At 74.3% G+C, this 26,964-nt stretch carries 19 protein-coding genes, 1 tRNA gene and 1 pseudogene; 12 read left to right on the forward strand and 9 right to left on the reverse strand.

Translation table 11 applies throughout. The features are described 5' to 3' along the window. Nucleotides 1–303 precede the first annotated feature (303 nt). Together ACIQOW_RS34250 and ACIQOW_RS34255 are read left to right on the forward strand one after the other, a co-directional pair. The gene (locus tag ACIQOW_RS34250) at nt 304–1,155 is read left to right on the forward strand and encodes a phosphatase PAP2 family protein (protein WP_401091606.1); all 852 of its coding nucleotides are present in this window, start codon (nt 304–306) and stop codon (nt 1,153–1,155) included. A gap of 118 nt (nt 1,156–1,273) precedes the next feature. Beyond that, nucleotides 1,274–1,717: pseudogene (locus tag ACIQOW_RS34255) on the forward strand (carbon-nitrogen hydrolase family protein); the annotation flags it as partial. Nucleotides 1,718–1,872: 155 nt separating this feature from the next. On the opposite strand, the gene ACIQOW_RS34260 reads toward ACIQOW_RS34255, so the two are convergent. The 3 genes from ACIQOW_RS34260 to ACIQOW_RS34270 form a co-directional block, all read right to left on the reverse strand. After that, on the reverse strand, nt 1,873–4,341 hold the full coding sequence (locus ACIQOW_RS34260) for an FtsX-like permease family protein (RefSeq protein WP_401091608.1): 2,469 nt from the start codon (nt 4,339–4,341) through the stop codon (nt 1,873–1,875). Nucleotides 4,342–4,606: 265 nt separating this feature from the next. Continuing rightward, nucleotides 4,607–6,331, reverse strand: coding sequence for a hypothetical protein (locus ACIQOW_RS34265; protein WP_401091610.1), 1,725 nt, complete (start codon nt 6,329–6,331; stop codon nt 4,607–4,609). 228 nt (nt 6,332–6,559) lie between these two features. Beyond that, a tRNA-Arg gene (locus tag ACIQOW_RS34270) sits at nt 6,560–6,632 on the reverse strand. A gap of 167 nt (nt 6,633–6,799) precedes the next feature. Between ACIQOW_RS34270 and ACIQOW_RS34275 the strand changes: the two genes are divergently transcribed. Continuing rightward, nucleotides 6,800–8,335 (forward strand): glycosyltransferase family 39 protein, encoded by a 1,536-nt coding sequence (locus tag ACIQOW_RS34275; protein ID WP_401091612.1) that lies wholly within the window; start codon nt 6,800–6,802, stop codon nt 8,333–8,335. A 246-nt stretch (nt 8,336–8,581) separates the two neighbouring features. Here the strand turns inward: ACIQOW_RS34275 and ACIQOW_RS34280 are convergent, their stop codons facing one another. Then, entirely contained in the window at nt 8,582–10,906 is a 2,325-nt protein-coding gene (locus ACIQOW_RS34280) for a hypothetical protein (protein ID WP_401091614.1), read from the reverse strand. A 297-nt stretch (nt 10,907–11,203) separates the two neighbouring features. Between ACIQOW_RS34280 and ACIQOW_RS34285 the strand changes: the two genes are divergently transcribed. The 3 genes from ACIQOW_RS34285 to ACIQOW_RS34295 all read left to right on the forward strand — a co-directional run bounded on the left by ACIQOW_RS34285 (nt 11,204) and on the right by ACIQOW_RS34295 (nt 13,607). After that, nucleotides 11,204–11,944: a GPP34 family phosphoprotein gene (locus tag ACIQOW_RS34285; protein ID WP_401091616.1), complete on the forward strand. Its 741-nt coding sequence runs from the start codon at nt 11,204–11,206 to the stop codon at nt 11,942–11,944. 587 nt (nt 11,945–12,531) lie between these two features. Continuing rightward, a complete protein-coding gene (locus tag ACIQOW_RS34290) occupies nt 12,532–13,395 on the forward strand; it encodes a helix-turn-helix domain-containing protein (protein ID WP_401091618.1) in 864 nt (287 codons plus the stop codon). Further along, nucleotides 13,392–13,607 carry a DUF397 domain-containing protein gene (locus tag ACIQOW_RS34295; RefSeq protein ID WP_188300396.1) on the forward strand — a complete coding sequence of 72 codons (216 nt, stop codon included), beginning with the start codon at nt 13,392–13,394 and terminating at the stop codon, nt 13,605–13,607. Before ACIQOW_RS34290 ends, ACIQOW_RS34295 begins: the two co-directional genes overlap by 4 nt. A 103-nt stretch (nt 13,608–13,710) precedes the next feature. Here the strand turns inward: ACIQOW_RS34295 and ACIQOW_RS34300 are convergent, their stop codons facing one another. Together ACIQOW_RS34300 and ACIQOW_RS34305 are read right to left on the reverse strand one after the other, a co-directional pair. Then, the gene (locus ACIQOW_RS34300) at nt 13,711–14,826 is read right to left on the reverse strand and encodes an ADP-ribosylglycohydrolase family protein (RefSeq protein ID WP_401091620.1); all 1,116 of its coding nucleotides are present in this window, start codon (nt 14,824–14,826) and stop codon (nt 13,711–13,713) included. 202 nt (nt 14,827–15,028) lie between these two features. Continuing rightward, nucleotides 15,029–17,617, reverse strand: a complete 2,589-nt coding sequence (locus ACIQOW_RS34305) for a bifunctional FO biosynthesis protein CofGH (RefSeq protein WP_401091622.1) — start codon at nt 17,615–17,617, stop codon at nt 15,029–15,031. Nucleotides 17,618–17,798: 181 nt separating this feature from the next. On the opposite strand from ACIQOW_RS34305, the gene ACIQOW_RS34310 reads away from it, so the two are divergent. The 3 genes from ACIQOW_RS34310 to ACIQOW_RS34320 are packed head-to-tail and all read left to right on the forward strand — an operon-like array spanning nt 17,799 to nt 21,042. After that, nucleotides 17,799–19,028: an outer membrane lipoprotein carrier protein LolA gene (locus ACIQOW_RS34310; protein WP_401091624.1), complete on the forward strand. Its 1,230-nt coding sequence runs from the start codon at nt 17,799–17,801 to the stop codon at nt 19,026–19,028. Nucleotides 19,029–19,031: 3 nt separating this feature from the next. Then, the gene (locus ACIQOW_RS34315) at nt 19,032–20,183 is read left to right on the forward strand and encodes an ABC transporter ATP-binding protein (protein ID WP_401091626.1); all 1,152 of its coding nucleotides are present in this window, start codon (nt 19,032–19,034) and stop codon (nt 20,181–20,183) included. Then, nucleotides 20,170–21,042 (forward strand): ABC transporter permease, encoded by an 873-nt coding sequence (locus ACIQOW_RS34320; protein WP_401091628.1) that lies wholly within the window; start codon nt 20,170–20,172, stop codon nt 21,040–21,042. The genes ACIQOW_RS34315 and ACIQOW_RS34320 overlap by 14 nt, the downstream gene beginning before the upstream one ends. On the opposite strand, the gene rarD is transcribed toward ACIQOW_RS34320, so the two are convergent. Together rarD and ACIQOW_RS34330 are read right to left on the reverse strand one after the other, a co-directional pair. Further along, complete coding sequence (gene rarD, locus ACIQOW_RS34325) at nt 21,032–22,000, reverse strand: EamA family transporter RarD (protein WP_401091630.1); 969 nt, start codon at nt 21,998–22,000, stop codon at nt 21,032–21,034. The two genes, ACIQOW_RS34320 and rarD, sit on opposite strands and share 11 nt — an antisense overlap. A 180-nt stretch (nt 22,001–22,180) precedes the next feature. Then, on the reverse strand, nt 22,181–23,029 hold the full coding sequence (locus ACIQOW_RS34330) for an SDR family oxidoreductase (protein ID WP_401091632.1): 849 nt from the start codon (nt 23,027–23,029) through the stop codon (nt 22,181–22,183). Nucleotides 23,030–23,140: 111 nt separating this feature from the next. On the opposite strand from ACIQOW_RS34330, the gene ACIQOW_RS34335 reads away from it, so the two are divergent. Together ACIQOW_RS34335 and ACIQOW_RS34340 are read left to right on the forward strand one after the other, a co-directional pair. After that, the gene (locus ACIQOW_RS34335; protein WP_401091634.1) at nt 23,141–23,551 is read left to right on the forward strand and encodes a winged helix-turn-helix transcriptional regulator; all 411 of its coding nucleotides are present in this window, start codon (nt 23,141–23,143) and stop codon (nt 23,549–23,551) included. Nucleotides 23,552–23,725: 174 nt separating this feature from the next. Continuing rightward, nucleotides 23,726–23,956: a DUF6011 domain-containing protein gene (locus tag ACIQOW_RS34340; RefSeq protein WP_401091636.1), complete on the forward strand. Its 231-nt coding sequence runs from the start codon at nt 23,726–23,728 to the stop codon at nt 23,954–23,956. A gap of 46 nt (nt 23,957–24,002) precedes the next feature. Here ACIQOW_RS34340 and ACIQOW_RS34345 read toward each other — a convergent pair whose 3' ends face one another. After that, a complete protein-coding gene (locus ACIQOW_RS34345) occupies nt 24,003–25,946 on the reverse strand; it encodes a tetratricopeptide repeat protein (protein ID WP_401091638.1) in 1,944 nt (647 codons plus the stop codon). A gap of 236 nt (nt 25,947–26,182) precedes the next feature. Between ACIQOW_RS34345 and ACIQOW_RS34350 the strand changes: the two genes are divergently transcribed. Further along, nucleotides 26,183–26,899 carry a chitinase gene (locus ACIQOW_RS34350; RefSeq protein WP_401091640.1) on the forward strand — a complete coding sequence of 239 codons (717 nt, stop codon included), beginning with the start codon at nt 26,183–26,185 and terminating at the stop codon, nt 26,897–26,899. Nucleotides 26,900–26,964 lie beyond the last annotated feature (65 nt).

Genomic DNA, 26,964 nt, shown 5'->3' on the forward strand with positions numbered 1-26,964 from the left:
ATGCAGTATGCTGCCGATTTTCTCCCCGCCTTTGGACACTGGGTGACCGATCGGACACGCTCGGTATCGCCGGGGGCCGTTCCGGGAGTGATTTCTCCACTCGACCCACACGCGCCCGCCGCCCATCCGTTGAACCCGCGAACGGTCGCACACGTTCCCCGGGCGCGCCCCCTTCCGTTCACGCTCACGCCCCGCCTCCGTCCACGCCCACACCCCGACGCACGCAGGTCCTCCGCACAAACGATGCCGAATCGCTATCACTCCGGCTCTTGCTCGGCACGGGACACTGGGAAGGTGTCAGCCATGCACCTGACCAACAGCACGACCTCCGTCACTGCGCGTCATCGCAGTCTCCTTCGGGACGCCGCGCTCGCGCTGGGCTGTGCCGCGCTGTTCGGCCTCCTGGCGGCTCTGGTCACGGGCCAGTGGCGCCCGCTGGAGCGCTTCGACCAGGAGTGGATCGGCGAACTGCACATCTACGCCCGGGACCACCGGATCTGGACCGCCTCGGTGCAGACGCTCTCGGACATCGGCGGAACCGTCACGATGCGTGCGCTCCTCGGGATCGCGGCCGGGTGGCTCTGGCTGATCGGCGCACGGGTGCTGGCCGGCTGGGTGGCCGCCCAGACCCTGGTCGGCTGGGGCGCCCTGTGGGCCCTGAAGCTGTCCTTCGACCGCGGCCGCCCCTCCTTCTCCGATCCGGTCTCGCACGCCGGCGGCCCGGCCTTCCCCTCCGGGCACGCCATGGCCTCCGCGATCACCTGCGCCGTCCTGGTCGGCCTGCTCTGGTACCGGGTCCACCGGCGCGGCCGGACCGCCGCCTGCGTGGTGGCGGCGGCCACGGTGCTGACCATCGGCTGGACCCGGGTCGCGCTCGGGGTGCACTGGCCCAGCGACGTGCTGGCCGGCTGGCTGGCCGCCGGGATCGTGCTGGGTGCCGTGACCGCCGTGATCCAGCTGTGGCGCCCCGGCGCCCTGGCCCGGGACGTACGGCGGGTCAACTGGCGCACCAGGCCCCGGGTACAGCGGGTCCTCGTGTCGGGCGGCCGGTCCGCGCGCACCGCCGCACCGCTCGCGGAGGACGCACCGGGCGGCGCCGGGGCCGAGGACCTGCTGGGCGGTCCCGCCGACCGGCCGGACGAGCCCGTCCGCTGACGCCGAGTCACCACGCCGACCCCGGCAGGCCCCCGCGCCGGCGTGACCGCCATGCCCGAGACCTCCACCTCCTCCACCGTGCCCACCGGCTACCCCGAGCGTCCGCTGCGACCTGCGCATCTCCGCCCTGGTCCTGGGCCCGGACGGCGGCTTCGTCACCCGCTACGACAAGCAGCACCTGTTCAGGTCCGAGCGCGACCGCTTCGGCCCCGGGTCGGCCGGCTGCACCCTGGAGCCGGACGGCTGGCGGCTCGGTCTCGGCGTCTGCTACGACTCCGGCTTTCCCGAGCACGCCAGGGCCGCCGCACTCGACGGCTGCCACGCCTACCTGGTCGGTGCCCTGTTCAGCGTGGGGCACGGCCACCACGAGTCCCGCACCTGGTTCCCGGCCCGCGCTCTCGACAGCACCCTCCCCACGGTGCTCGCCAACCACATCGGCCGCACCGGCGGTCGGCACACCTGCGGCGGCAGCGCGGTCTGGGGCCCGGACGGCCGGCTGATCGCCGAGACGGGCGAGGACCGGCGCGAGCTCGTCGTCGTCGGCCTCGACCCGGTCTTCCTGCGCGGCACCCGCGAGCGCGAGACCCTCCTCGCCGACCTCGCCCTCGTGGGCGGCCGGCCGCGCCCCGGGCGCGGTTCACCGTGGCCTGAGCGCCCGGCACCCGGCACCCCGCCGCCGGCTCCCGACTCCCGGATGCCCGCCGGTGGGCATCCGGGTCAGGAGGCCCGCATCGCGGCCACCGCGGTCATCCTCCCGACCCGGCGGGCCGGGAGGACCGCGGCGGCGAGGCCGACCAGGACGGTCAGGACCAGGGCACCCAGCACCGGCAGCACCGGCGGGCCGCCGACCGTCCCCACCACCGAGGTGACCGAACGGGCGGCCGCCCAGCCGTAGCCGATGCCCAGTCCGGTGCCGACCAGGCCACCGGCCAGCGAGAGCAGCAGCGCCTCCAGGGTGAGCATCCGGCGCAGCTGCTCGCGCGACATCCCGATCGCCCGCAGCATGCCGATCTCGCGGGAGCGCTCGCTGATGCTGAGCATCAGGGTGGCCGCGACGCCGAGGCCGGCGATGGCGACGGAGAAGGACAGCAGGGCCATGCTGACGGTCTTCAGCCGGTCCAGCAGGGACCCCAGGGTGTCCGCCTGGGCGGCCGTGTCGGTGACGGTCACCTGCGGGTGGTCGGCGAGGGCGCGGTCCAGGGCGCGGCGGGCGGTCGGCCGGTCCCCGCCCGCGGCCGGGCTGATCCAGGCCGTGGTGACGGGCGCGCCGGGGGCGAGCCGGTCCAGGGTCGCGGGCGTGACCAGCAGGGTGGCCCCGCCCTGGAGGGTGAACGGCAGGCTGCTGCGGCCGGGTTGGAGTCGCAACTCGACACCGCCGGCCCGGCGCGTCCCGGTCTCGCCGAGCCCGCTGAGTGCGGCGCCGTCGGCCAGCGAGCGGGCCCGGTCCACGTCGTCCACCGAGGAGTTGAGCAGGGCGGGGTCGGCGGCGGCGACCACGGTGGACCGGCCGTCGAGGTCGACGGTGGCCGAGCGGACCGGGGTGACGGTCAGCCCGTGCTCGGCGGCGAGCGCGCCGAAAGCCCCGGCGGGCAGGGCGGTGCCGCCGGTGGTGGTTGCCGAGAAGACCCCGGGCTGGCGCCCGGACATCGCGGGGACCAGCGACTGCGAGGTGACGTCCAGCGCGGTGACGGCGCCGACCATCACGGTCACGCCGAGCAGCAGCGCCGAGCCGGTGGCCCCGGTGCGACCGGGGTTGAGCCGCAGCTGCTGGGTGGCGAGCCGTCCTGCCGTGCCGCCGAGCCGCCGGGCGGGCCGGCCGAGCACGGCGACGACCGCGGGCAGCACCCGGTGGGAGAGCCGCAGCACCCCGAAGAAGCTCGCGATGGCACCGACGGTGACGCCGAGCAGCGACAGCGGCGGCGGGGCCAGCGCCCCGGCCACCAGCAGTGCCGTCCCCCCGACCAGCAGCACGGAGGTCCACACGGCGGCCCGTACCCTGGCCGCCCCGTCGGCCGGTGCGGGCGCACCGCCGAGCGCGGCGACCGGCGGCACGGCCGCGGCGGCCTTCGCCGGGCCGCGGACGGCCAGCAGGGTGAGCAGCACGCCGAACAGCCCGGACAGCAGACAGGTCAGCGGGGCGGGCAGCAGCGACAGGTGCACGGGACCGAGGTCGAGCGCGCCGACCACGGCGGTGCCGAGCGCGCAGAGCGCGACCCCGAGCAGCACACCGGCCGTGGAGGCGCCCAGGCCGAGCAGCAGGCCCTGGCGGCGGATCAGCCGGCGCAGCTGCTGCCGGTCGGCGCCGACGCAGCGCAGCAGGGCGAGCTGACGGGTCCGCTGGGCCAGCACCACCGTGAAGGTGTTGCCGACCACCATCCGCGCCACCGCGAGCGCGATCAGCACGAAGGAGAGGGCGGCGATCAGCACCACGCCGTACATGGTGCCGCTCTGCCGGGTCGCCTCGCGGACGGAGGCCTCGCGGGTGTGCACCTCGACGCCGGTGCCGAGGGCGTCCCGCAGGGCGTCGACGGTCCGTGCTCCGGAGGCGCCCGGGGCGGCCCTGACGTCGAGCCGGTCGACGGTCACACCGGTCGCGTACCCGGCGACCGCGTTCGCCGGGACGCCGACGATCGGGACTCCGGCGAGGCTCGGGGCGCCCCGTTCGTCCAGGGTGCCGACCAGCCGGGCGGTGGCGGCGGTGCCGTCGGCCCTGGTCAGGTGCACCTCGGCGCCCACGGCGGCGTCGAGCCGCTGCGCGGTTCCGGTGTCGAGCAGCACCTCGCCGGGGCCGGCGGGCCAGCGGCCGTCCTTGAGCAGCTGCCAGCGCAGCGCCGGGTCCTCGGCGACGGCGCTGACCGCGGCGGTCCGGTCGAGCGGCCGCCCGTCGGCGGTCAGCACGCCGCCCTTGCCGGTCAGCCTGGGGGCCACCGCGGCCACCCCGGCGGTCCGCCGCACCCGCTCCGCGGTGGCCGCGTCCAGCCCGCCCGCCCCGGCGGACCCGGTCACCTGGATGTCGCCGGGGCCGACCTCGGCGGCCGCGGTCTGGCTGTAGGAGTCCACCAGCGCCCCGCTGCCGCTGACGGAGGCGATCAGGAAGGCCACTCCCAGCGCGATCGCGGCGCCGCTCAGGAGCAGCTGGCGCAGCTGGCCGCGCAGCTCGGCCACGGTGTATCGGTACGTCGTCATGGTTCCCCGGCTCGTCCACCCTGACCAGGCACGATGCTCCGGCGGGGTCTCGTCGAGCCTAGAAGCCGGGGTGGCCACGGGACATCAGCTCACGGTCTGCTTCATGATCATTCCGCAGGCGGAGGGCCGCTCACCGCCGTCTCCTCCCGGAGAGGTAGGCCGGCCCCGACGCCGGTCGCGGGGGAGGCGGCGGACGTGCCCGGGAACGGCGCCGGCCGCCCGCCCCCGGAGGGACGGACGGCCGGCGCGCGGTGCCGACGCGGCGTCAGTACCTGTCGTACACGCCGACCAGGTCGACGATCAGGTCGGTCGGCTCCCAGCCCCGGTTCCAGATGTCGACGGCCTCCACGTTCTTGATGTCGGCCTGGACCAGGTTGGAGACGGTGGCGCCCTTCGTCCAGTTCAGGACGGAGGAGTCAGGCGGGGTCGGCTTGGCGCCGCTCAGGTTGACCGGCTCCGGAGCGACCGCGAGGTGGCCGCTGCCCTGCGGGTTGGTCACCGTCGTGTTCAGGACGAGGGCTTCGAGCGCCCGGCCGGACGTCCACACCGTCGCGCGGTGGTAGTTCTGGCCGGAGAGCGGCGACCAGGGCCGGGAGTCGTACATCCGCCGGGGCTCCTCCGGCAGGTAGGCGGCCTTGCCGTCGGCGCCGTAGTAGCCGGTGACGTCCACGATCACGTCGGTTCCGGCCCAGGCGCCGTTGCGGAGGGTGATCCGGCCGTCGGGGCCGACCGGCACGATCACCGCGTTGGCGACCGTCTGCCCCGTGGCGAAGTTCAGGTTGGACGTGGCCGACGGCAGCTCGCCGCTCGGGAACACGGTCAGGTGGCCGGGGCCCTTCGGGTCGGTGACCGTGACGTTGAGCGCCACGGCCGTGACGCCCTGGGCCGGCAGCCCGCCCCGGCCGGCGACCTGCACGCCGAAGGTGGTCTGGCCGGCGGCCTGCCCCTTCGGCGCGCCCAGGCCGTCACGGGTGTCGGCGATCCGGGACGGCTTCACCGAGGTGTACCCGCTCGCCGCGGACTTGGTGAAGTAGCCCGTCACGTCGGCGATCAGGTCCACCGGGCCGCCGCTGCGGTTGGCCAGCTCGACGTACCCGTCCTCGCCGACCGGCACGATCGCCAGGGTCGGCACGGTCTGCCCGGCCACGAAGTTCACGTTCGAGGTGGTCGGCTGCTTCGTGCCGGAGGCGAACGCGATGACGTGCCCGTCCACCGTGGTGTTGGTGGCGGTGATGTTCAGGGCCACCGCCGTCACCCCCGCCGGGATGTCGCCGTTGCCCGCGATCCTCACCCGGGTCGTGGCGTACGGGGCGACGGCCCCGGCGGCCGCGGCCCCGGTGCCGTCCCGGGTGTCCAGCAGCCGGGTGGGCGAGTGCGGGGTGAACTCGGAGCCGTCCACGACCACGTCGCGGACGGTGTTGGCGGTCAGCTTGTTGAGCAGCTCCGTCGCGGTGACCGTGATCTTGTGGGAGCCGACCTCGGCGTACGTGTGGTCGAAGAACACGACCTCCTTGAGGAGGCCGATCTCCGTGGAGGTGGTGCCGTCGCCCCAGTCGACGTCGTAGCTGATGACGCCCTGGGTCACGTCGGTGCTGACGCCGGCCGCCATCCCGACGCCGTGCGCGTTCGAGTTGGACATGCCGGTCGAGACCTCGAAGTACGGCTGCGCGGCCGCCGGTGCGCCGGACCCGGCCGTCGCACCCGGCGCCGCCGCCGCGGCCTTCGCTCCGACCCTGGCCCTGGCGGCCTCGGCGTTCTTCGCGTCCTTGGCCGCGATGTCCTTCGCCGCGGCGTCCTTCGCGGCCTTCTCGGCAGCGGCCTTCGCAGCGGCGTCCTGCTCGGCGGCGGCCTTCCCTGCGGCGGCTCCGGCAGCCCCGGCGGCCGGCGCGGTGGCGCTCGCGGCCCGGCCGGGACCGGCCGACGGGCCCGCCGCCTGCGCCGTGGCGGGTACGAAGCCGACGACTGCCGCGACGACGGCGGCGGAGATCATGACACGGTGACGGTACACCGGCCCCCCAATTCCTGAACTCGTTCAAAAACCCTTGCCCGGAGCCTACCCCCCGGACGGTTCGCACCCCACGGAATATCCGGCCACCTCCCGGCATCGGCCCGCGAACGCCGGAGAGAACACCCGGGGCCGGCCGGACGGGCGGGGCCGGGAAGCGCCTCAGGCCTCCCGCCGGTATCGGCAGGAGGCCTGTGACCTGTGTCTTCGTTGTGCCCCAGGCAGGATTCGAACCTGCGACACCGGCTTTAGGAGAGCCGTGCTCTATCCCCTGAGCTACTGAGGCGCGGCCCGGGGTGCACCAGGCCGCTCACAGCGTACCGGATCGGGGGTGGGGCTCGGGGGACGGATGGGAAGCGGGTGGCCGACGAGGTGTCAGGGCGGGTCAAGTAGCCTGCCGGGCAGGGTGGGATCCGCCCCCGGCACACCGCGTTCAAGGAGACGAAGGACCCGATGAGACCTGCTGTGCGCCCGGTGGGCCGGCTGTTGGGGCAGGTGTGGGTGTGGCCCGCGGTCGTCATGACGGTGGTGGGCGGGTACCGGCTGGGGACGCCGGACCTGTGGCGGGACGAGATCGCGACCTGGACGGTGGCCACCCGCTCGCTGGGTGACCTGCTGCGGCTGCTCCAGCACATCGACGCCAGCAACGGCGTGTACTACCTGCTGATGCACGCCTGGACGACGGTGTTCGGCGACTCGACGGTCGCCCTGCGAATACCCTCCGTGCTGGCGATGGCGGGGGCCGCGGCGTTCGTGGCGCTCACCGCCCAGCGGCTGTTCGGCAGCCGGGTGGCGGCGGTCGGGGCCGGGCTGCTGCTCGCGGTGCCCCCGGAGATCTCCAGGTACGCCCAGGAGGCGCGCTCCTACGCGCTGGTGACGTGCGCGATCGCGGCGGCCTCGTACTTCCTGCTGCGGGCGCTGGAGCGGCCGACCTGGCGGCGCTGGGCGCCGTACTGCGTGGCGATGGCACTGGCCGGGGCGGGGCACCTGGTCTCCTTCAGCACGGTCGCCGGGCAGGCGGCGCTGCTGGGACTGCACCTGTGGCGCACCCGTCCCGAGGCCGACCGGCGGCTGCTGTGGCGGTTCCCGGTGGCGGTCGCGGTGTCGGCGCTGCCGGTGCTGCCCGTGGTGCTGCTGGGCAGCCGGCAGTCGGACCGGCAGCTGGGCTGGATACCGACCCCCTCCCTGCGCGGCCTCGGCTACTTCGGCGAGCGCCTGTTCGGCTCGGGTCCGGTCTTCTACGCGTTCGCCCTGCTGGCGCTGCTGGCGCTGGCGCTGCCCGGCCGGCGGCTCCAGGCCTGGCAGCTGCTGCTGCTCGCGGAGCTGCCGGTGGTGGGCGTCTGGCTGGTGTCGCGGCTGGGCGACACCTCGTACTTCCTCGGACGGTACCTGCTGTTCACGGTGCCCGCCTGGGCGGTGCTGGCGGGCGGCGGGGCCGGGGCGCTGTACGGCGCGGTGAAGGCCCTGGCCCGACCGGACCGGGCACCCCGGCGGAGCGTCGCGGTGGCCGGGCTGCTGACCGTCGCCCTGCTCGCCCTGCCGGCCGTGGAGGCCCTGCCGAAGCAGCCCGCGGTGCGGTACACGGGCTCGCACAACGGCTCGGAGGAGCCGTTCAGGGCGGCGGCCCTGGAGATCTCCGCCGACTACCGCTCCGGGGACGGGATGGCGGCCCCGCTGGGCGACCAGTCCTGGGCGATGGCCTGGCCGGGCGTCAGCTACTACCTGCCGCCGGACGTCCGGCCGTACCCGGTCTTCGTCGCGCGGAGCGCCGACGACGCCGAGGACCTCTCGCCGGAGCCCTGCCCGCAGCCGGCGGACTGCCTGGGCGAGGTGTCCCGGATCTGGCTGCTGGTCCTCGGCGACACCACGGACCCGCTGGGCGAGATGCCGACGGACCAGGCGCAGGTGCTCCGCACCCGGTACGGCGCCCCGGACCGGGTGACGCCGCTCGGCGGGCTCACCCTCGCCCTGCTCGACCGGGACACGTAGGCCCCGGGGGCACGGAGAACCCGGGGAACGCGGGGAACGCGGGGAACGCGGGGAACGCGGGGAACGCGGGGAACGCGGGGAACGCGGGGAACGCGGGGGCACAGCGGCCCGGGGACACGGCAACCCGGTAACACAGCTACCCGGGGACACAGCGCCTCGGGGGCACGGAGAAGGGGAGCCGGTACGGGACCGGCTCCCCTTCTCCTTTCCGCTCTGTACGTCGCCTCGGCGCCCCGGCTCAGCGCCTCACAGCGTGCGCAGCAGCCGGGACTGGATGGACGGCGGGGTCAGGCCGGACTGGAGTGCCACCGGCACCTCCACCCGGTCCTCGCCCGCGCCCACCCGCAGCACGCCGACCTCCTTGCCGGCCTGCTCGGTGTGGCCGATCTTCGAGGCGTCCAGGGTGACGGTGCCGGAGATGCCGGGGAAGCCCGCCACCACCAGGTCCTTGGTCGCGACGAGCGCGACCTTGCCGCCGAGCCCGTCCTCCACCGAGCCGACGACGTCGCCCTTCTTCACCACGGTCTGGCCGGTCAGGCCGTTCTGCGCGGCCTGGATCTGCTTGCCGCTGACCTTCAGCACGGTCGGCAGGATGCCGTCGCCCGGGTTGGGCGAGGTGGCCTGCTGGCCCAGGGTGACGCCGAGGATCAGCCGCCGCACGCCGCCGATCTCCTTGTACGCGGCCCACATCAGGCAGCCGCCGGCCGGAGTGCTGGAGCCGGTCTTGACGCCGATGACGCCGGTCTTCGGGTTGATCAGGTTGTTGGTGTTGGGGATCTTCGCGTTGTTGAAGTTGGTCTCCGGGGTGGAGACGATCTGCCGGAAGATCTCGTCCTGCATGACCTGCTCGGCCAGCTTCAGCTGGTCCTTGGCGGTGGACTTGGTGTCCGCGTTGAAGCCCGCCGGGTCGGCGTAGATGGTGTTGCTCATGCCGAACTTGGTCGCGGTGTCGTTCATCGCCTTGACGAACTCGGCCTCGGAGCCGGAGTGGAAGCGGGCGAGCAGCCGGGCCACGTTGTTGGCCGAGGGCAGCATCAGCAGTTCCAGTGCCTGGTACTCGGTGAGCACCTGGCCCTCGGTGAGCGTCACCTTGGACTCGTCGACGTTGCCGGACTCCTGCGCGGCCTGCTTGTCGACGGTGATCTTCGGGCCGCTCTCCCCCTTCTTCAGGGGGTACTTCTGGAGGATCAGGTAGGCGTTCATCACCTTGGTGACGCTGGCGATCGAGGCCGGCGTCTCCGGGCCCGAGCTGCCGAGGCTGCCGACGCCGACCACCTCGGCGGCGGACTGGCCCTTGGCCGGCCAGGCGAGGTCGAGCTGGTCGCCGGAGAAGCTGTAGCTGCCCGCGGTGGTCGTCTTCAGCTTGGGATCCGGCAGCGGGCGCAGCAGCTGGGCCACCGCGAGCGCGCCGAGCACCACGGCGAGGAAGACCGTCCAGATGGTCACCCGCTTGAGGGCGCGCCGCAGCGGCGAAACCGGGCGGGCATTGAGGGAGGCCAGGACCTCCATCGCCTCGGCGGTGTTCTCCGGCGACGGCATCGGCTCGGGCGCCGGCAGCGGCGGGACCGGCGGCACCGGGCGCGGATCGGGCTCCGGCAGCGGCTTCGGGGCCGGCACGGGAGCGGGCTCGGGGGTCGGCCTCGGCAGCGGCGCCGGGCCCGGGGTGGGCTCGGGCTCGGGGACGGGCCTGGGATCCGGACGTGGCTCGGGCTTCGGCTCGGGCACGGTGCCGGCCGGGGGGACGGTGCCGGCCGCGGGGGCGGCGGAGGCGCGCGGCGGCGCGGGCTTCTCCAGCTTCTCGGCCTGACCCGACGGCTGACCAGGCTGCCCGGTCTTGGTCAGCGCGAGGGTCAAGGCGCCGGTCGCGGGAGCGTCCTCGGATTCCTCGGAGTCCTCGGAGCGCTCGGCGTCCTCGGCCTTCCCGGTCTCACCGGTCTCGTCGGCCGCCTTCTCGGCCGGCTCGGCTCCGGGCCCGGAGGTGCCCTCGGCGTCGGTCTCCTCGGACGGCTCGGCCGCGTTCTCCGCGACCTTCTCCACCACCTGGTCCGCCGCCTTGTCCGCCACCGCGACGGCCGTCCGGATGGCGAGACGCGGGTCGGCGCCGACCGGACGCCCGGCGGGCTCCTTCACCTCCTCGGCTTCCGCCGCGGCCCCCGCCTGCTCGTCCCCGCCTTCGGAACTCCCCTTGCCGGCAGCCTTCACCAGCTCCTCGGGCAGCCGCAGCGCGGTGGTCCTGTTGTCCACCGGCAGCCGCAGCATCGTCGTCCTGCTGTCCACATCCCGGACGCGGAGCTGTACGGTCGAGCCGCCCTTGGCCCCCGCCGCGGGGGTGTCGGCGGACGCCTCCGCGGGCGTCTCGCCGGAGGCCTCCGCAGGGCTGTCCGAAGCGGTGTCCGAGGAGGTCCCGGCGCTCGCCCCGGCGTCGGCCGCGACTGACGCACCGTCAGCATCCGGGCCGGAACCGCCCTCGGCGGGACCGGCGGCACCGGCCGCCGCACCGCTCCGTTCGCGCTCGCGGTCCCGCTGCCGCTCGTCGCCGTCCCTCAGCACCCTGTCGGGGGACTCGCCCACGTATCCCAGCCTCCTCAACGCCCCGCGGGGCACCGGCGAACCCGATTTCGGGAAGCCGACGCCCCGCCCGTGTACCTGTACAGTCTCCGCCACCGGCGGCCGATCCGGCCGCGCACACCCCGCCCGACCGGCGCGTATTGTCGTCGCCCGGCCGCTCCACGGTCTGTCCACCGGTCAGACGCAGGGCCCCGCGCCGCCGGTTCCGCGCCTTCACCGCAAGGTCACGATTCGGAGGCGTACTCGACAAGCCCGTGTGAGAGGCGTCACCCTGTCTCTCATCCACGCGGGGAGGCTTGGATGGGCAAGAGCCGCAGAACTGTTCCCGAGGAACTCTTGCTGCTCGCTTTGGACCCGACCACGGGTACCACGGCGCAGCCGCAGACCCTCGACCTCGGACTCGCCGGGGCCCAGCTCGTCGAGCTGTCCCTGGCCGGACGGATCGTACCGGAGGGAGACCGGATCGCCGTCGTGCTCGCACGGCCGACCGGCGACCCGACCCTCGACCACGCACTGGAACTGCTGCGCCGACGCGGCAGTCCGGTCCGCGCGGCGCACTGGATCGGCGGGCCCCGGCTGGGGCTGCGGCAGACCTATCTGGCGCACCTGGAGCGCTGCGGCATGGTCACGGCCGTGCCGGGCCAGGTGTGCGGGGTGCTGCCGACGATCCGGTACCAGGCGTCCGACGACTGCACCAACGCCGCGATCAAGCAGCGTCTGGACACCGCGATCCGCACCGGTGTCCCGCCGGACCCGCGGACGGCGGCGCTGGCGGCGCTCGCCCACTCGGTCGGACTGGGCAAGCACCTGTACCCGGGCAACGAGGGCCGGTCCTCGCGGTCGCGGCTGCGCGACCTGATCCGGTACGACCCGCTGGGCGGGATGGTCGCGCACGCCGTGATGGACGTGCAGAACGGCCTGCCCGCGCAGCAGAACCGTTCTTCCCAAGGTTCCGGGGCCGCCGCCGGCCGTCCCGGCGCCCGTACGGCGGGCCGGGGTTCGGGCGGGCGGGTCTCCGCCTCCCGGGTCGGCGCCCGCTGACCGGAGCGGTCCGCGGGGCCCGGCGGGCAGCCGCCACGGCGCCCGACGCCACCGGCCGCGCACCCGACGGCGCCCGCCGCCCCGTTCACGCCGTCCGACGGCGCTGAGCGGCCCGGCGTACGACCGGTGCCACCGGCGCCAGGAGCACGACGGGCACCGGACGCACCGGACGCACTACCGGCACCACCCGCGGCACCGGAAGCAACCGGCGCCACCAGCAGCACCGAGGGGCGGTCGCCCCGCGACGCGAGTCGCCCGGCGACCGCCCCTCAGCCGTCCCCGGACGCTGACGGCGGACCCCCGGCAGCGACCCTCCCCCGTACGTGCCGGGGGCGCGTACGAGCCGGTCCGGGGGCACCCACCGCAGCACCTGTCCGAGTCGCCGAGCCGCATTACCACCTGGGGGCTTTCGCTGTCTCGCGGAAGTGCTATTCCGATGATCTGTCCTATCGCGCTGCCGTGATTCCCCGACGCCGACCTGGCCCAAGGTGACATGCTGCTCCAAGTCAGGGGGGTTGGTCCCTATGTCCGAAGTGTTCCGAGGGTCGCCGTTCCAACGAGCACCAGAGGTCCGGCCGGAGGTCGAAGTGTCCGCCAACGTCAATCCCACCGTTCGCCGCCGGCGCCTCGGTTCGGAGCTGCGCAAGCTCCGCGAGGGCCTGGGCATGACGGCGGAGGAGGTCGCCGGCCGCCTGATGGTCTCCCAGTCGAAGATCAGCCGGCTGGAGAACGGCCGCCGCAGCATCAGCCAGCGCGACGTGCGGGACCTCTGCGACGTGTACAACGTGCCCGACGACCAGTTGCGCGCCAGCCTGATGGAGATGGCCAAGGAGTCACGCCAGCGCGGCTGGTGGCACGACTTCAACGACATGCCGACCCCGTACAGCGTCTACATCGGACTGGAGGCCGAGGCCTCCTCGATCCGCGCGTACGAGTCCTCCTTCGTCCCCGGTCTGCTGCAGACCGAGCACTACGCCGAGGCCGTGGTCGAGGGCACCCAGCCGGACACCGACGCGGTCGCCGTGCAGCGCCGGGTGCAGGTCCGGATGAAGCGCCAGGAGCGCATCCACGGCGAGAACCAGCTGGGCAGCCTGTGGACCGTCATAGACGAGGCGGTGCTGCGCCGTGAGGTCGGCAGCAAGGCGGTGATGGCGGCGCAGCTGCGGCAGATGCTGGACCTCAGCCAGCGTTCGAACATCACCATCCAGGTGATCCCGTTCTCGCACGGCGCCCACCCCGGCATGACCGGGACATTCTCGCTGCTGGAGTTCCCCGAGTCAGCCGATTCCACGGTTGTCTACTTCGAAGGTGTGACGAGCGATCTCTACCTGGAGAAGGAGACGGACGTGCGCCGCTATACCGGTCTGTACGACTACCTGAGAGCGGCCGCCCTCGGCGTCGCGGAGAGCCGGTCGCTGATAGCCGACATCGAGAAGGAATTCCACGAATGATCACCCCGTCCGAGTACGGAACCCCCTGGCGCAAGAGCAGTCACAGCGGAGGCCAGGGCGCCTGCGTGGAGATCGCCGTCCCCGGCTCGGGGGAGGTGGCGGTCCGGGACTCCAAGGACCCCCGGGGCCCGCAGCTGCGCTTCTCCGCCGAGGCCTGGAACGCCTTCGCCTCGTCGGCGGCGGGCGGCGCCTTCGGCGGCCTCCCGGGCTGACCGGCCCACGCGGTTCCGTACTCGGACCAGTTGCCCGTAGCGGTGTCCGTCGCCTTCAGGCGGCGGGCGGTGCTCCGGGCAACTTCCGTGTCGGGGGCGGGTCTCAGCCCGCCACCGGGTAGCGGGCGGTCCAGTTGACGCCCTCCGGGGTCTGCCGGTCGTGCAGTTCGGCCCCGTGCACCAGCTCCATCACGAAGTCGTCGGCGAGTTCGAGGATCGCCCCGCGCCCTTCGAGCCCGGCCAGCAGACCGGGCGGCAGGGCGGTGTCCCCGTGCAGCACCCCGAGCAGGTTGCCGCAGATCGCGCCGGTGGCGTCGCTGTCCCCCGAGTGGTTGACCGCGAGCAGCAGGCCCGAGCGCACGTCGTGCGCGACCAGGGCGCAGTAGACCGCGATCGCCAGCGCCTCCTCGGCCACCCAGCCCTCCCCCAGCGCCTCGACCCGCTCCGCGGAGGGCTCGCCGGCCCGCACCGCGTCCAGGGCGGCCCGCAGCGCGGCGGTGGTCTCCTCGTGCGCGGGGCGCTCGGAGAGCAGGGCGAGCGCGAGGTGGACGCCCTCCTCCAGGGTGCCGCCGCGGGCCACGGACTGGACGATCACCGCGAACGCGCCCGCCGCCAGGTAGCCGGTGGGGTGGCCGTGGGTGAGCACCGAGCACTCCACCGCGAGCTGGAACACCAGGCTCGGCTCCCAGGTGGTGAGCAGCCCGAAGGGCGCCGCCCGCACCACCGTGCCGCAGCCCTTGGAGTGCGGGTTCTTCGGCAGCTCCAGGGTGCCGAGCCGCTCGGCGTCGGCCCCGGTGAGGCCGGACAGGCAGCCCTGGCCGGGGGCGCGCTGGGCGTACAGCCACTCCTCACGGCCGAGCCAGCCGAGGTCGGGGCGGCGCTCGTCCGGGCCCCAGTCGCGCTGGGTGGCGGCCCAGCGGAGGTAGGCCAGGTGCAGGTCGGTGGGCGGGTGCCAGCTGCCGGTGTCGCGCCGGATGTGGGCGCGGATCAGTCCGTCGACGGTGAAGAGGCTGAGCTGGGTGTCGTCGGTGACGGCGCCGGCGCGCCCGTACGCGGGGACGTAGCCGGTGACGCCCTGCGGGCCGTGCCGGTCCCGGATCTTCTCCAGCGACTCGAACTCGACGCCCGCACCGAGCGCGTCGCCGATGGCACCGCCGAGCAGACAGCCCCGCACCCGGCTGCGGTAGTCCTGCTGCTGGGCGCGTGACCACAGTGGCATCACGACGGGGCGCCTTTCGTCGGGTGTGGGGGCCGCGCGACGCTCGGCCGGCCGCGCGCCCTCGCACTGTACTTCGACGCCCCTTGCGGATCGACGGCATCCCTCGAACTCCGGTGCCCCCGGCCCGGCCGCCGCGCGGGCGGCGGCCAGGCCCGGCCCGGCCGGTCCGGCACAGCCGGTCCGCACGGTCGGTCCGGCGCGGTCAGTCCAGCACCGGCAGCAGCTCCGGCAGGTGCCCGTCCGAGGCCAGTGCCGCGGCCCGCCGCTCGGCCGGCACCTCGCCGTAGGTGGTGGTGCGCTGACGGTGCGGACGGCCCGCCGCCTCGGCGATGGCCTGGAGGTCGCGCACCGACTTGTAACTCCCGTACGCCGAGCCGGCCATCCGGGAGATGGTCTCCTCCATCAGCGTGCCGCCCAGGTCGTTGGCGCCGGAGCGGAGCATCTCGGCCGCGCCCTCGGCGCCCAGCTTGACCCAGCTGGTCTGGATGTTGGGGATGTGCGGGTGCAGCAGCAGCCGGGCCATCGCGATCACGGCGCGGTTGTCCCTGGCGCTCGGTCCGGGACGGGCGATGCCGGCCAGGTAGACCGGCGCGTTGGTGTGGATGAACGGCAGGGTCACGAACTCGGTGAAGCCGCCCGTCCGTTGCTGGATCCCGGCGAGCAGCCGCAGGTGGCCCAGCCAGTGCTTCGGGGTGTCCACGTGCCCGTACATCATCGTGGACGAGGAACGGATGCCCAGCTCGTGCGCGGTGGTGACCACCTCGACCCAGGTGGCGGCCGGCAGCTTGCCCTTGGTGAGCACCCAGCGGACCTCGTCGTCCAGGATCTCGGCGGCGGTGCCGGGGATGGTGTCCAGGCCTGACTCCTTGGCCCGCTGGAGCCAGTCCCTGATCGAGAGCCCGGTGCGGGTCGCGCCGTTGACCACCTCCATCGGCGAGAAGGCGTGCACGTGGATGCCGGGCACCCGCTCCTTCACCGCGCGGGCGATGTCGAAGTAGGCGGCGCCGGGCAGGTCCGGGTGGATGCCGCCCTGCATGCAGACCTCGGTGGCGCCCACCTCCCAGGCCTGGGCGGCCCGGTCGGCGACCTGGTCCAGGGAGAGGGTGTAGGCGTCCGCGTCGGTGCGGCGCTGGGCGAAGGCGCAGAAGCGGCAGCCGGTGTAGCAGACGTTGGTGAAGTTGATGTTCCTGGTGACGCAGTAGGTGACGTCGTCGCCGACGGCGTCCCTGCGCACGTCGTCGGCGATCCGGCAGAGGGCGTCCAGGGCCGGGCCGTCGGCGTGGAACAGGGCCAGCGCCTGGTCGTCGGTCAGCTTCACCGGGTCGTCCGCGGCCACCGCGAGGGCCTCCCTGAGGTCCCCGGTGAGGCGCTCGGGGGCGCCCTCGGCGAGCACCTGCTCGCGCAGCACCTCCCAGTCGCCGTACACGTCCTCGAAGTCGGCCCTGCGGTCGCCGGTGCGGCCCGCGGTGTCGATGGTGGCGTGCAGGTCGGTGCGCCCGTACGACTCCGGCAGGTCCTCGGGCTCCTGCCAGGGCAGGCCGCGGACCGGCGCGTCCGGGTCCGCCAGTCCGGTGGCCGGGTCGGCCAGGGCGCGCACGTGCGGCAGCACCCGCGGGTCCAGCCAGGGCTCGCCGCGGCGCACGTACTCGGGGTAGACGGCGAGGCGCTCGCGCAGCTCGAAGCCGGCCGCCGCCGAGCGCTCGGCCAGCCGCTCGATCTGCGGCCAGGGGCGCTCGGGGTTGACGTGGTCGGGGGTGAGCGGGGAGACCCCGCCCCAGTCGTCGACGCCGGCCGCGATCAGCCGCTCGTACTCGCCGTCGACCAGGTTCGGCGGCGCCTGGAGGCAGGCGGCCGGGCCCATCAGGTGCCGGGCCACCGCGACGGTGGCGACCAGCTCGTCCAGCTCGGCGTCCGGCATGCCGCCCATCGCGGTGTCCGGCTTGGCCCGGAAGTTCTGCAGGATCAGCTCCTGGATGCCGTGGTAGGCACGGGAGACCCGGCGCAGCGCGAACAGCGACTCGGCGCGCTCCCGGTACGTCTCGCCGATGCCGATCAGCAGGCCGCTGGTGAAGGGGACGGAGCTGCGCCCGGCGTCCTCCAGCACCCGCAGCCGGACGGCCGGCTCCTTGTCCGGGGAGCCGAAGTGCGGGCCGCCGGGCTCGCTCCACAGCCGGGTGGCGGTGGTCTCCAGCATCATGCCCATCGAGGCGGAGACGGGCTTGAGCCGCTGGAAGTCGGTCCAGCTCAGCACCCCGGGGTTGAGGTGCGGCAGCAGGCCGGTCTCCTCCAGGATGCGGATCGACATGGCGCGCACGTAGGCGATGGTGTCGTCGTAGCCGTGCGCGTCCAGCCACTCGCGGGCCTCGGGCCAGCGGTCCTCGGGCTTGTCGCCGAGTGTGATCAGGGCTTCCTTGCAGCCGAGTTCGGCCCCGCGCCTGGCCACTTCCAGCACCTCGTCCGGGGACATGTACATCCCGTGGCCCTCCCGGCGCAGCCTGCCGGGGACGGTGGCGAAGGTGCAGTAGTGGCACTTGTCGCGGCAGAGCCGGGTGAGCGGGACGAAGACGCTCTTGGAGTAGGTGATGACCCCGGGGCGGCCGGCCGCTTCGAGGCCGGCGTCCCGGACCCGGGCGGCGCCCGCACAGAGGTCCAGCAGGTCCTCGCCTCTGGCCTGGAGCAGCACGGCTGCCTCGGTGACGTCGAGGGCGACGCCGTCCCGGGCGCGGCGCAGGGCGCGGCGCATCGCGTTCGCGGTCGGCGGGGTGCTGGCGTCCACGGCGGTTCCGTCCATGGCGCGACGATACGCCAGGGGTGGTACCCGGGTCGGAGCAACCCTGATGCCGTCTCAGGGTCGGCGTACCCAAGAAGGCCACCCCGATCTGCCCCCACAGGGCGATGACGGCGTCGGCGCGGCGGCTTCTAATGGAAGGGCAGGGCCAATCTGACGGGTACCCAGAGGAGTTGAGGACGCCATGACCAACGAAAAGGCGGCGGGGGACGATCTGGACGGCGGCCTGCCGTACGGCTCCCGGCGACGCGTCCTGGTGCGCGCCGGGGTGCCGGTGGCGGTGGCCGCGGCGATCGCCGCGGGAGTGGGACTGGTGCCGGCGCTGGCCGCGGACGGCCCGCCCGACCTTCCGGCGCTGACCGCGGAGCAGGTGGTCGCCAAGGTGCTCGGCTCCGAGACCCAGGCACTGTCAGGGACGGTCTCGATCAGCACCGACCTCGGCCTGCCCACCCAGCTGCTGGGCGCGGCCGGCGGCCTCGGCGGGGCGGCCGGCGGCCACGGCGGCCAGGGCTCCTCCGCGGACCCGAAGTCCAAGCTGCTCGGTCTGCTCGGCGGGGACCAGACGGTGCGGATCGCGGTGGACGGTCCGGAGCGCCAGCGGGTGGACGTCCTGGAGGACATGTCCGGCTACACCCTGGTCCACAACGGCGACCAGGCCTGGGCCTGGGAGAGCTCGTCCAACACCGCGGTGCACACGGCCGGCCTGGCCGCCGGCGAGCGGCCCGCGGGGGCGCCGCTGTCCGAGCTGCCGACCAGCCCGCAGGAGGCCGCCAGGCAGTTCCTGACCGGGAGCGCCGGTACCACCTCGGTCACCGTCGCCGGGACGGCCAAGGTGGCCGGGCAGGACGCCTACCAGCTGAGCGTGAAGCCCACCCAGTCCGGTTCGACCCTGGCCGAGGTCAGGATCTCGGTGGCCGCCGCCAACGGGGTGCCGCTGGCGGTGGCGGTGAAGTCGGTGGACGGCAGCACCGTGCTGAACGTCCGCTTCACCAAGGTGTCCTTCGCCAGGCCGGACGCCAAGACCTTCGACTTCACCGTCCCCAAGGGCGCCAAGGTGACGGAGGAGAAGACGGACGGGGCGCCCCAGGGCGCGCCGGACGGAGCCGGGGAGCACCGGGGCGCCCAGGGGCACGAGGGCGTGAACGTGATCGGTGAGGGCTGGACGGCGATCGTCGCCACCCAGCCGCCCGGCACGGCCGGCAGCGCGCCGCAGGGCGACGGCGGCGGCCACGGCGGGGACGGTGCGGCACGGTCGCTGAACCCGCAGGCGATGGCGAAGTCGTTCGGCAAGCCGGTCGACGGCGGCACGCTGGTCAGCACCAAGGTGCTCAACGTCCTGCTCACCGACGACGGCCGGGTCTTCGCCGGCGCGGTGACCCTGCCGGTCCTCCAGCACGCCGCCGGGGTGAACTGACGGATGGCCAAGGCTCCCGTAACGGGGGACGTTACGGAGTCGGCCGGGGGTACGGGCGCCGAGCCGCGCCCGGCCCCCGTTCCCGTTCCATCCGCCTCCCTCTCCTCCGCTTCCTCCTCTTCCTCCTCTTCTGCGACAACCGGTGCGGCCGGTACTGCCGGTGCCACTGGTGCCGCCGCTGCCGCCGGTACCGCCGGCCCGTCCGGCTCCCGCGCCGACGACGTCATCCGGACCCGCGGCCTGACCAAGCGCTTCCGCGGCGGCCAGCTCGCCGTGGACGGCCTGGACCTGGCCGTGCCGCGCGGCTCCGTCTTCGGCTTCCTGGGCCCCAACGGCTCCGGCAAGACCACCACCATCCGGATGCTGATGGGCCTGATCGCCCCCACCTCGGGCGTGGCCACCGTCCTCGGCGAGTCGATGCCGCAGTCCGTCGCCACCGTGCTGCCCCGGGTGGGCGCGCTGATCGAGGGCCCGGCTCTGTACGGCTTCCTCTCCGGGCGGGACAACCTGGTGCGCTTCGACGCCGCCGACCCGACCGCCGACCCGCGCACCCGCCGGCAGCGGGTCGGCGCCGCGCTGGAGCGGGTCGGCCTGGGCGCGGCGGCGGACAAGAAGGCCCGCGCGTACTCGCTGGGCATGAAGCAGCGCCTGGGCCTGGCCTCCGCGCTGCTCCAGCCGCGCGAGCTGCTGGTGCTGGACGAGCCGACCAACGGGCTGGACCCGCAGGGCATGCGGGAGATCCGGGCGCTGGTCAGGGAGGTCGCGGCGGAGGGCACCACGGTGTTCCTCTCCTCGCACCTGCTGGACGAGATCGAGCACGTCTGCACCCACGCCGCGGTGATGTCCCGGGGCCGGCTGGTGGTGCAGGGCACCGTCGCCGAGCTGGCCGCCCGGGCGCAGGGCCGGCTGGTGGTCCGCACCCCGGACGTGGCGCGGGCCGCCGAGGTGCTGGCGGCCCACCGGGTCACCGCCCTGGTGCCCGGCGAGGACCGGGTGGACGGCGAGCCCGGTGTGCTCGACGAGGAGGCGCTGCCCAGGCTGTGCGCGGCGCTGGTCGGGGCCGGGGTGCGGGTGCACGGCTTCGGGCTGGAGCGGGGCACGTTGGAGGACGCCTTCGTGGCGCTGACCGGGGAGGGCTTCGATGTCGCGGGCTGAGGCGCTGCCGATCCGCACCGGGCGGCGGCCGCAGACGGTGGCCGGGTTCCTGGCGCTGTTCAGGAACGAGCTGCACCTGACCTTCCGGCGGATGCGCACCATGGTGCTGCTGGGCATCCTGGCGGTGCTGCCGGTCCTGATCGGGGTGGTGGTCAAGCTCAACACGGACAGCCCGCACGAGGGCGGCGGTCCGAGCTTCATCGCGCAGACCACGCAGAACGGGCTCTTCCTGGTCTTCACGTCCCTGGCGGTGACCCTGCCGGTCTTCCTGCCGATGACGGTCGGCGTGGTCGCCGGGGACTCGGTGGCGGGCGAGGCAGCCACCGGGACGCTGCGCTACCTGCTGGTCGCCCCGGCCGGGCGGACCAGGCTGCTGGCCGCCAAGTTCACCGCCGGGCTGGTGTTCTGCCTGGCCGCCACGGCGGCGGTCGCGGTGTCGGCGCTGGCCGCGGGCGCCGCGCTCTTCCCGCTCGGCGAGGTGACGCTGCTCTCCGGGGACACCATCGGTCTCGGCGACGCGCTGCTGCGCGCGCTGCTGGTCGCCCTGGTGGTCGCGGTCTCGCTGGCCGGGCTGGTGGCGATCGGACTGTTCGTCTCGACGCTCACCGGCAGCGGCATCGCGGCGATGGCCGCCACCGTCGTCCTGGTGGTCACCGTCCAGATCCTGGACGTGTTCCCACAACTGGACGCGGTCAGGCCGTTCCTGTTCTCCCACTACTGGCTGAGCTTCGCGGACCTGCTACGGGCGCCGATGTACTGGGACGGCGTGCTGAAGGACCTCGGCCTCCAGGCCGCCTACGTCGCCGTGTTCGGCTCGGCGGCCTGGGCGCGCTTCGCCGGCCGGGACATCAGCGCGTGACGGCCGGCTGCGCGGGTTCGGGCTCCGGCGCGGCCGCGGCCCGGGCCGCGCGGTCGGCCCTGACCTGGCGCAGCGCGTCCCAGGTGAGCAGCGCGAGCGCGACCCAGACCAGGCCGAAGCCGGCCCAGCGGGCGGGCGGCATGGACTCGTGGAACACCGCGACGCCGATCAGGAACTGGAACACCGGCGCCAGGTACTGGAGCAGCCCGAGCACGGTCAGCGGCACCCGGACGGCGGCCGCGCCGAAGAACAGCAGCGGGATCGCGGTGATCACGCCGCTGAGCATCAGCAGCCCGGAGTGCCCCCAGCCGTACGAGCCGGCCACCGTGTGCCCGAAGGTGCCGCGCCCGCCGACCTGGAGGTAGACCAGGTAGCCGAGGGCGAACGGGAACATGAAGGCGCTCTCGGCCGCCAGGCTCTCCAGTCCGCTCAGCCCGACCTGCTTCTTCAGCAGGCCGTAGGTGGCGAAGGAGAGCGCCAGGGTGAGGGCGATCCAGGGCGGCTGCCCGTACGCGACGGTGAGCACCGCGACGGCGGCGGCACCGATGCCGACCGCCGTCCACTGCACCCGGCGCAGCCGTTCCTTGAGCACCAGGACGCCGAAGGCGATGGTGACCAGGGGGTTGATGAAGTAGCCGAGGCTGGTCTCGACCACGTGCCCGGCGTTGACGGCCCAGATGTAGACGGCCCAGTTGACCGAGATCACGGTGGCCGCCCCGGCCAGCATGGCGAGCCGGCGGGGCTGGCGCAGCAGCGGGCGTATCCAGCCCCAGTGCCGCTGGGCTATCAGCATCAGGAGCACCGCGACCAGCGACCAGACCATCCGGTTGGCCAGGATGTCGTCGGCGGGGCTGGGCTCCAGCAACGGCCAGAACAGGGGGAACAGGCCCCAGATGCCGTACGCGGCGGCGCCGTACCAGAGGCCCCGGCCGTTGTCCTGCTGGTCTGTCTCCGCCATGGCCGAGTGCCCTCCCGCGCGCGTGTGTCGAGGCGACGGTAGCGGGCGGGAGGGGCGACTGTCATCTCCGTTTCCGGATTTTGGTCATGACAGTGTTTGCATGCCGGACGTTCCGGCGGCACCGGGGCGCGGAGCCGCGGCGGGCTCAGGCGTTCAGGGCCGCGCGGAGCCGCGGCGGGCTCAGGCGCCCAGGGCCTCGCGGACGGACTCGGCCAGCGGGACGGTCGGGCGGCCGATCAGCCGGGACAGGTCGCCCGGGGTGCCTGCCAGCTCACCGCGGGCGATGCCCGCGTCCACGTCCACCAGGACCTCGGCGAAGCCCTGCGGCAGGCCCGCGCCGACCAGCACGTCCAGGTGCTCGGCCGGGGTGACGTTCCGGTGCCCGACCGGCTTGCCGGAGGCCTCCGCCAGCTCGGCGGCCAGCTCGGGCAGGCTCCAGGCGGCGTCGCCGCTCAGCTCGTACACCGTGCCCTCGTGGCCCTCGCCGGTCAGGACGGCGACCGCCGCGTCCGCGTAGTCCCGGCGCGGGGCGGTGGCGACCCGGCCCTCCCCGGCGCTGCCGAGCACCACGCCGCGCGCCACCGTGCCGGCCGCGTCGCCCAGGTAGTTCTCGGTGTACCAGCCGTTGCGCAGGAACGAGTACGGCAGGCCGGAGGCGAGGATCAGCTCCTCGGTCGCCTTGTGCTCGTCGGCCAGCCGGAAGGTGGCCGCGCCGGGCGCGCTGGTGTAGGCGAGCAGGGCGACCCCGGCCGCCTTGGCGGCGTCCACCACGGCCCGGTGCTGCGGGATCCGGCGGCCGACCTCGCTGCCCGAGATCAGCAGCACCCGGTCGCCCGCGGCGAAGGCGCCCGCCAGGGTCTCCGGCTTGTCGTAGTCGACCACCCGGACGGCCACGCCGCGCGCGGCCAGGTCGGCGGCCTTCTCGGCGGAGCGGACGGCGACGGCCACCTCGCTCGCGGGGACCCGGGCCAGCAGGCCCTCGACGACGAGACGGCCGAGCTGGCCGGTGGCACCGGTGACGACGTACATGGTGGAGCTCCTCGGGTTGCTACGTGACTGCTACGGGGTTCTGGCCTCGCAACTCACTTTAGGGACAGCACTAACCTTTCGAAAGTACGCACTTCAAAGTAGGGTACTGACATGAAGGTAAGCGAGCTGGACAAGGGCGGACTGCCGCCCGCCGACGTCTTCGACCGGATGTGTCCGTCCCGGGGCGTGCTGGAGCACGTCACCAGCCGCTGGGGCGTGCTGGTGCTGGGCGCGCTGAACGAGCGCGGCTACCGGTTCAGCGAGCTGCGCCGCAAGGTCACCGGGGTCAGCGAGAAGATGCTCGCCCAGACCCTCCAGACGCTGGAGCGGGACGGCTTCGTCCTCCGCGAGGCGCACCCGGTGATCCCGCCGCGGGTCGACTACAGCCTCACCCCGCTGGGGCGGGAGGCGGCGGACCTGGTGGCGGCGCTGGCGCACTGGTCGGAGCGACGGGTGCCGGAGGTCGAGGCGGCGCGGGAGGAGTACGACGGGCGAGCCACCGCCACCGCCGCCTTGCGGTGAGCCGGGGCGCGGCCGGGCGACGAGGGAGCCACGCTGCCGCCGGGCGACGAGGGCGTCGGGCCCGTCCGGGCCCCGGGCCCGGCCGACGGCGTGGTCCCGGCCGGCCGGTGGCCGCGGGGCCGTCGTTCCGCGCACCGGCGAGGCCTCGACGGCTCAGGCGGCTACCGTCTCCCCATGACCAGTCCGACCAACCCGACCGGCTCGACCGACCCGGCCGGCCCCGAACCGCTCCCCGGCACGGACACCGCGCAGACCATCCGCTCCCGGGTGACCTGCCGCCGCTGCCACCGGCCGCTGCACGACCCGGAGTCCCGGATGCTGCGGCTGGGTCCCGAGTGCCGGGACCCGGCGGAGCGGGTCGCGCGCTTCGACGTCGACCAGGAGCCGCTGCCCGGGGTGGGGTAGGAACGGCCTCGGCGTCTCTGCCCGCGGCGCCCCGGCCCGCAGTGCCTCAGCCCCTGCCGAAGAGGCGGCGCAGCCGGCCGGGGCGGGGCTCCTCCGGCTCCGGGGCGTCCGGCTCGTCCGCCTCCGGCTGCTCCTGGTCCCGCTCCGGTCCCTGGCCCTCCTGGGACGCCGCCTCCGCGTCGGCGGCGTCCTCCCTGGCCGTCAGGTGCCGGGCGAGTTCGCGGTCCTCGTCGGACGTCCATGGCGCGACGAGCACCAGCGCGGCCAGTGAGCGGAGGATCGTCACCACCCGGGTGCGCCGGGCCCTGGCGGCGTGGTGCAGCCGCTGCTGGAGCAGGGCGGCGACGTCGGCCCGGGTCTGCGGCTGCGTCCAGCCGATCGCGACCAGCGCGAAGCCGGCCGCCTCGACCACCCAGTCCTCCGGTCCGAGCAGCAGGTCGCGCAGCACCCGCCAGCGCTCGGAGCCCTCCCAGGGCTGGTCGGTGCGGTGGTGGGCGATGCCGAGGCAGGCGAAGACCTGGACGGCGCGCACCCACAGTTCGGGCTGGTGGGCCAGCAGGGCCCGGCCGAGTTCGTCCTCGCGCGGCATCGGCGGGTGGACGAGGACGCCGAGCAGGTCGTCCAGCGGCAGTCCGGCGAGCCGGACGGCGTGGTCGTAGGCGGCGGGGACGGTCGGCCAGAAGATCTCGGCGGTGGAGCGGACGAGTTCGGCGCTCCGCGGCGAGGGCGGGGCGACCGCCGGGCGCGGGCTGGTGCCGTCCCAGACCCAGATCCGGGTGGTGGGTCCGGTCAGCGGCAGCCGGGGGTCGGGCTCGCCGACGGCCTGGTAGCCGACGGTGGAACGCGGCAGCGCGAGCCGGACGGCCAGCACCGAGCTGGGCGGCTCCAGGGTGGAGGCCGTGCACTCGACCTCGGTGTCTCGGGTGGTGTCGGAGGCGGCGAGCACCTGGTGCAGCACGTTGACGGTCGCCTCGGTGGCGCCGGAGACCAGGCCGAGCCAGGGCTCCCGGCTGCTCAGCCGCTCCAGCAGCTCCTGGGCGTACTCGTGCTCGGGGTGGGCGCGGTGGTGGTCGGCCAGGCCGAGCAGGTGGGCCGGGTCGCCGTCGAGGGCGTGCAGCAGCCCGTACCTGGCCGGGCCCGCCTTGGGGTGGCCGGGTTCGGCGGCGAGCACCCGGTCCAGCCAGGCCAGGCCTTCGAGGGGGCGGCCGAGGGTGCCGTACAGCTCGGCGACGTCCACCGCGAGGTAGCTGCTGGGGTCGTCCCCGTCCGGTGCGACCCGCGCCAGCTCGGCCTCCCAGACGGCGAGCGCCTGTTCCGGCCGGCCGTCCGCGCGCAGGGCGTTGCCGAGCATCACGGCGGGCAGGTAGCCGGGGGCCGACCGGTGGGCCCGCTGGGCGAGTTCGACGGCGCGGGCGGTGTCGCCGAGCCGGCGGGTCAGGCCGGAGGTCATCGCGAGCAGCAGCACGTGGTCGCCGTGGCGGGCCAGCACGGCCTGCACGAAGTCGTGGAACGGCCGTACGGCTTCGGCCGGTTCGGCCGGGAGCGGGTCGGGCAGCGCACCGGTGGCCCTGGCCACCGCCTGGGCGACGGCGTCCGGGTCGACCAGGCCGGGCAGGTCCTCGCGGGCGAGCCAGGCGGCGTGCGCCCAGGGGCGGGCCGGCTCGTACTGGATGGCGGAGGCGAGCAGCCCGACGGCGGCGTCCCAGTCCCCGGCGGCGGCCTCCACGTGGGCCCGGCAGACCGCCGTGCCGAGGTACACCTGGCCGTCCAGCGGGAACAGCTCGCGGGCCGCCGCCGGGCCGCCCGCGGCCGCGCACAACTCGGCCAGCGCCTCGTGCAGTTCGGGCAGCTGGGGGTCGGCGAGTATCGCGTCGCCGAGGTGGTCGGCGGCGTGCGTCAGATCGCCGGAGTCGATCGCCAGCCGGGCGAGCGCGACCTCGCCCTCGGCCGCCAGCCGCTCGTCGCCCTCGTCTTCGGTGTGACCGCTCATCGTCCCTGCTCCCCCGGTGGCCCCGCGCCGCCTCGTCCCCGTTCCGCACGAGGTTATCCGGTGCCACCGGCAGCATGTTGATCAACCCGGCGGCTCGTCCAACGCTTGGATCGGATACGACCCGTACGAGTGGTTTGGACCTCCGAGGGCTTCAGCTCGGCAGCCGGCGCCCACCACTATTGCCGAGCCGCTTCGCGAGCGAAGTGCCCATCCCGCCAACGGAATCGAGGACATCGATGAAGCTCCCGCGCACCCTGTCCCTGGCGGCCTCCGCCGCCGTTCTGAGCACCCTCGCCATCGCCGGCCCGACCGCCCCGGCCTCGGCCGCCGGCTCCTTCGTGGTCAGCGAGGCCCAGTTCAACCAGATGTTCCCGAGCCGGAACGGCTTCTACACGTACAAGGGCCTGGTCGACGCCCTGAGCGCCTACCCGGAGTTCACCACCACCGGCGACGACGCCACCCGCAGGCGCGAGGCGGCGGCCTTCCTCGCCAACGTCAGCCACGAGACCGGCGGCCTGCGGTACGTCGTCGAGCAGAACACCGCCAACTACCCGCACTACTGCGACACTTCGCAGCCGTACGGCTGTCCGGCCGGGCAGGCCGCGTACTACGGGCGCGGCCCGCTCCAGCTGAGCTGGAACTTCAACTACAAGGCGGCGGGCGACGCCCTGCACATCGACCTGCTGCACGACCCGTACAAGGCCGAGAAGGACCCGGCGGTCTCCTGGAAGACCGGCCTCTGGTTCTGGAACAGCCAGACCGGCGCCGGGCGGATGACCTCCCACGACGCCATCGTCAACAACAAGGGCTTCGGCGAGACCATCCGCAGCATCAACGGCGCGCTGGAGTGCGACGGCAGGAACCCGGGCCAGCGCGACGACCGGATCAACCTGTTCAGGAAGTTCGTCGGCGTCCTCCAGACGAACGTCGGCGGCGGCAACATCTCCTGCTGACCGGGAGGTCGGCGGCGTGGAGCGGGAGGTCGGCCGGGCCGGCTTCCCGCTCCACTGTCAGTGCC

It is taken from the genome of Kitasatospora sp. NPDC091335 (assembly GCF_044757205.1).
GTDB lineage: Bacteria > Actinomycetota > Actinomycetes > Streptomycetales > Streptomycetaceae > Kitasatospora.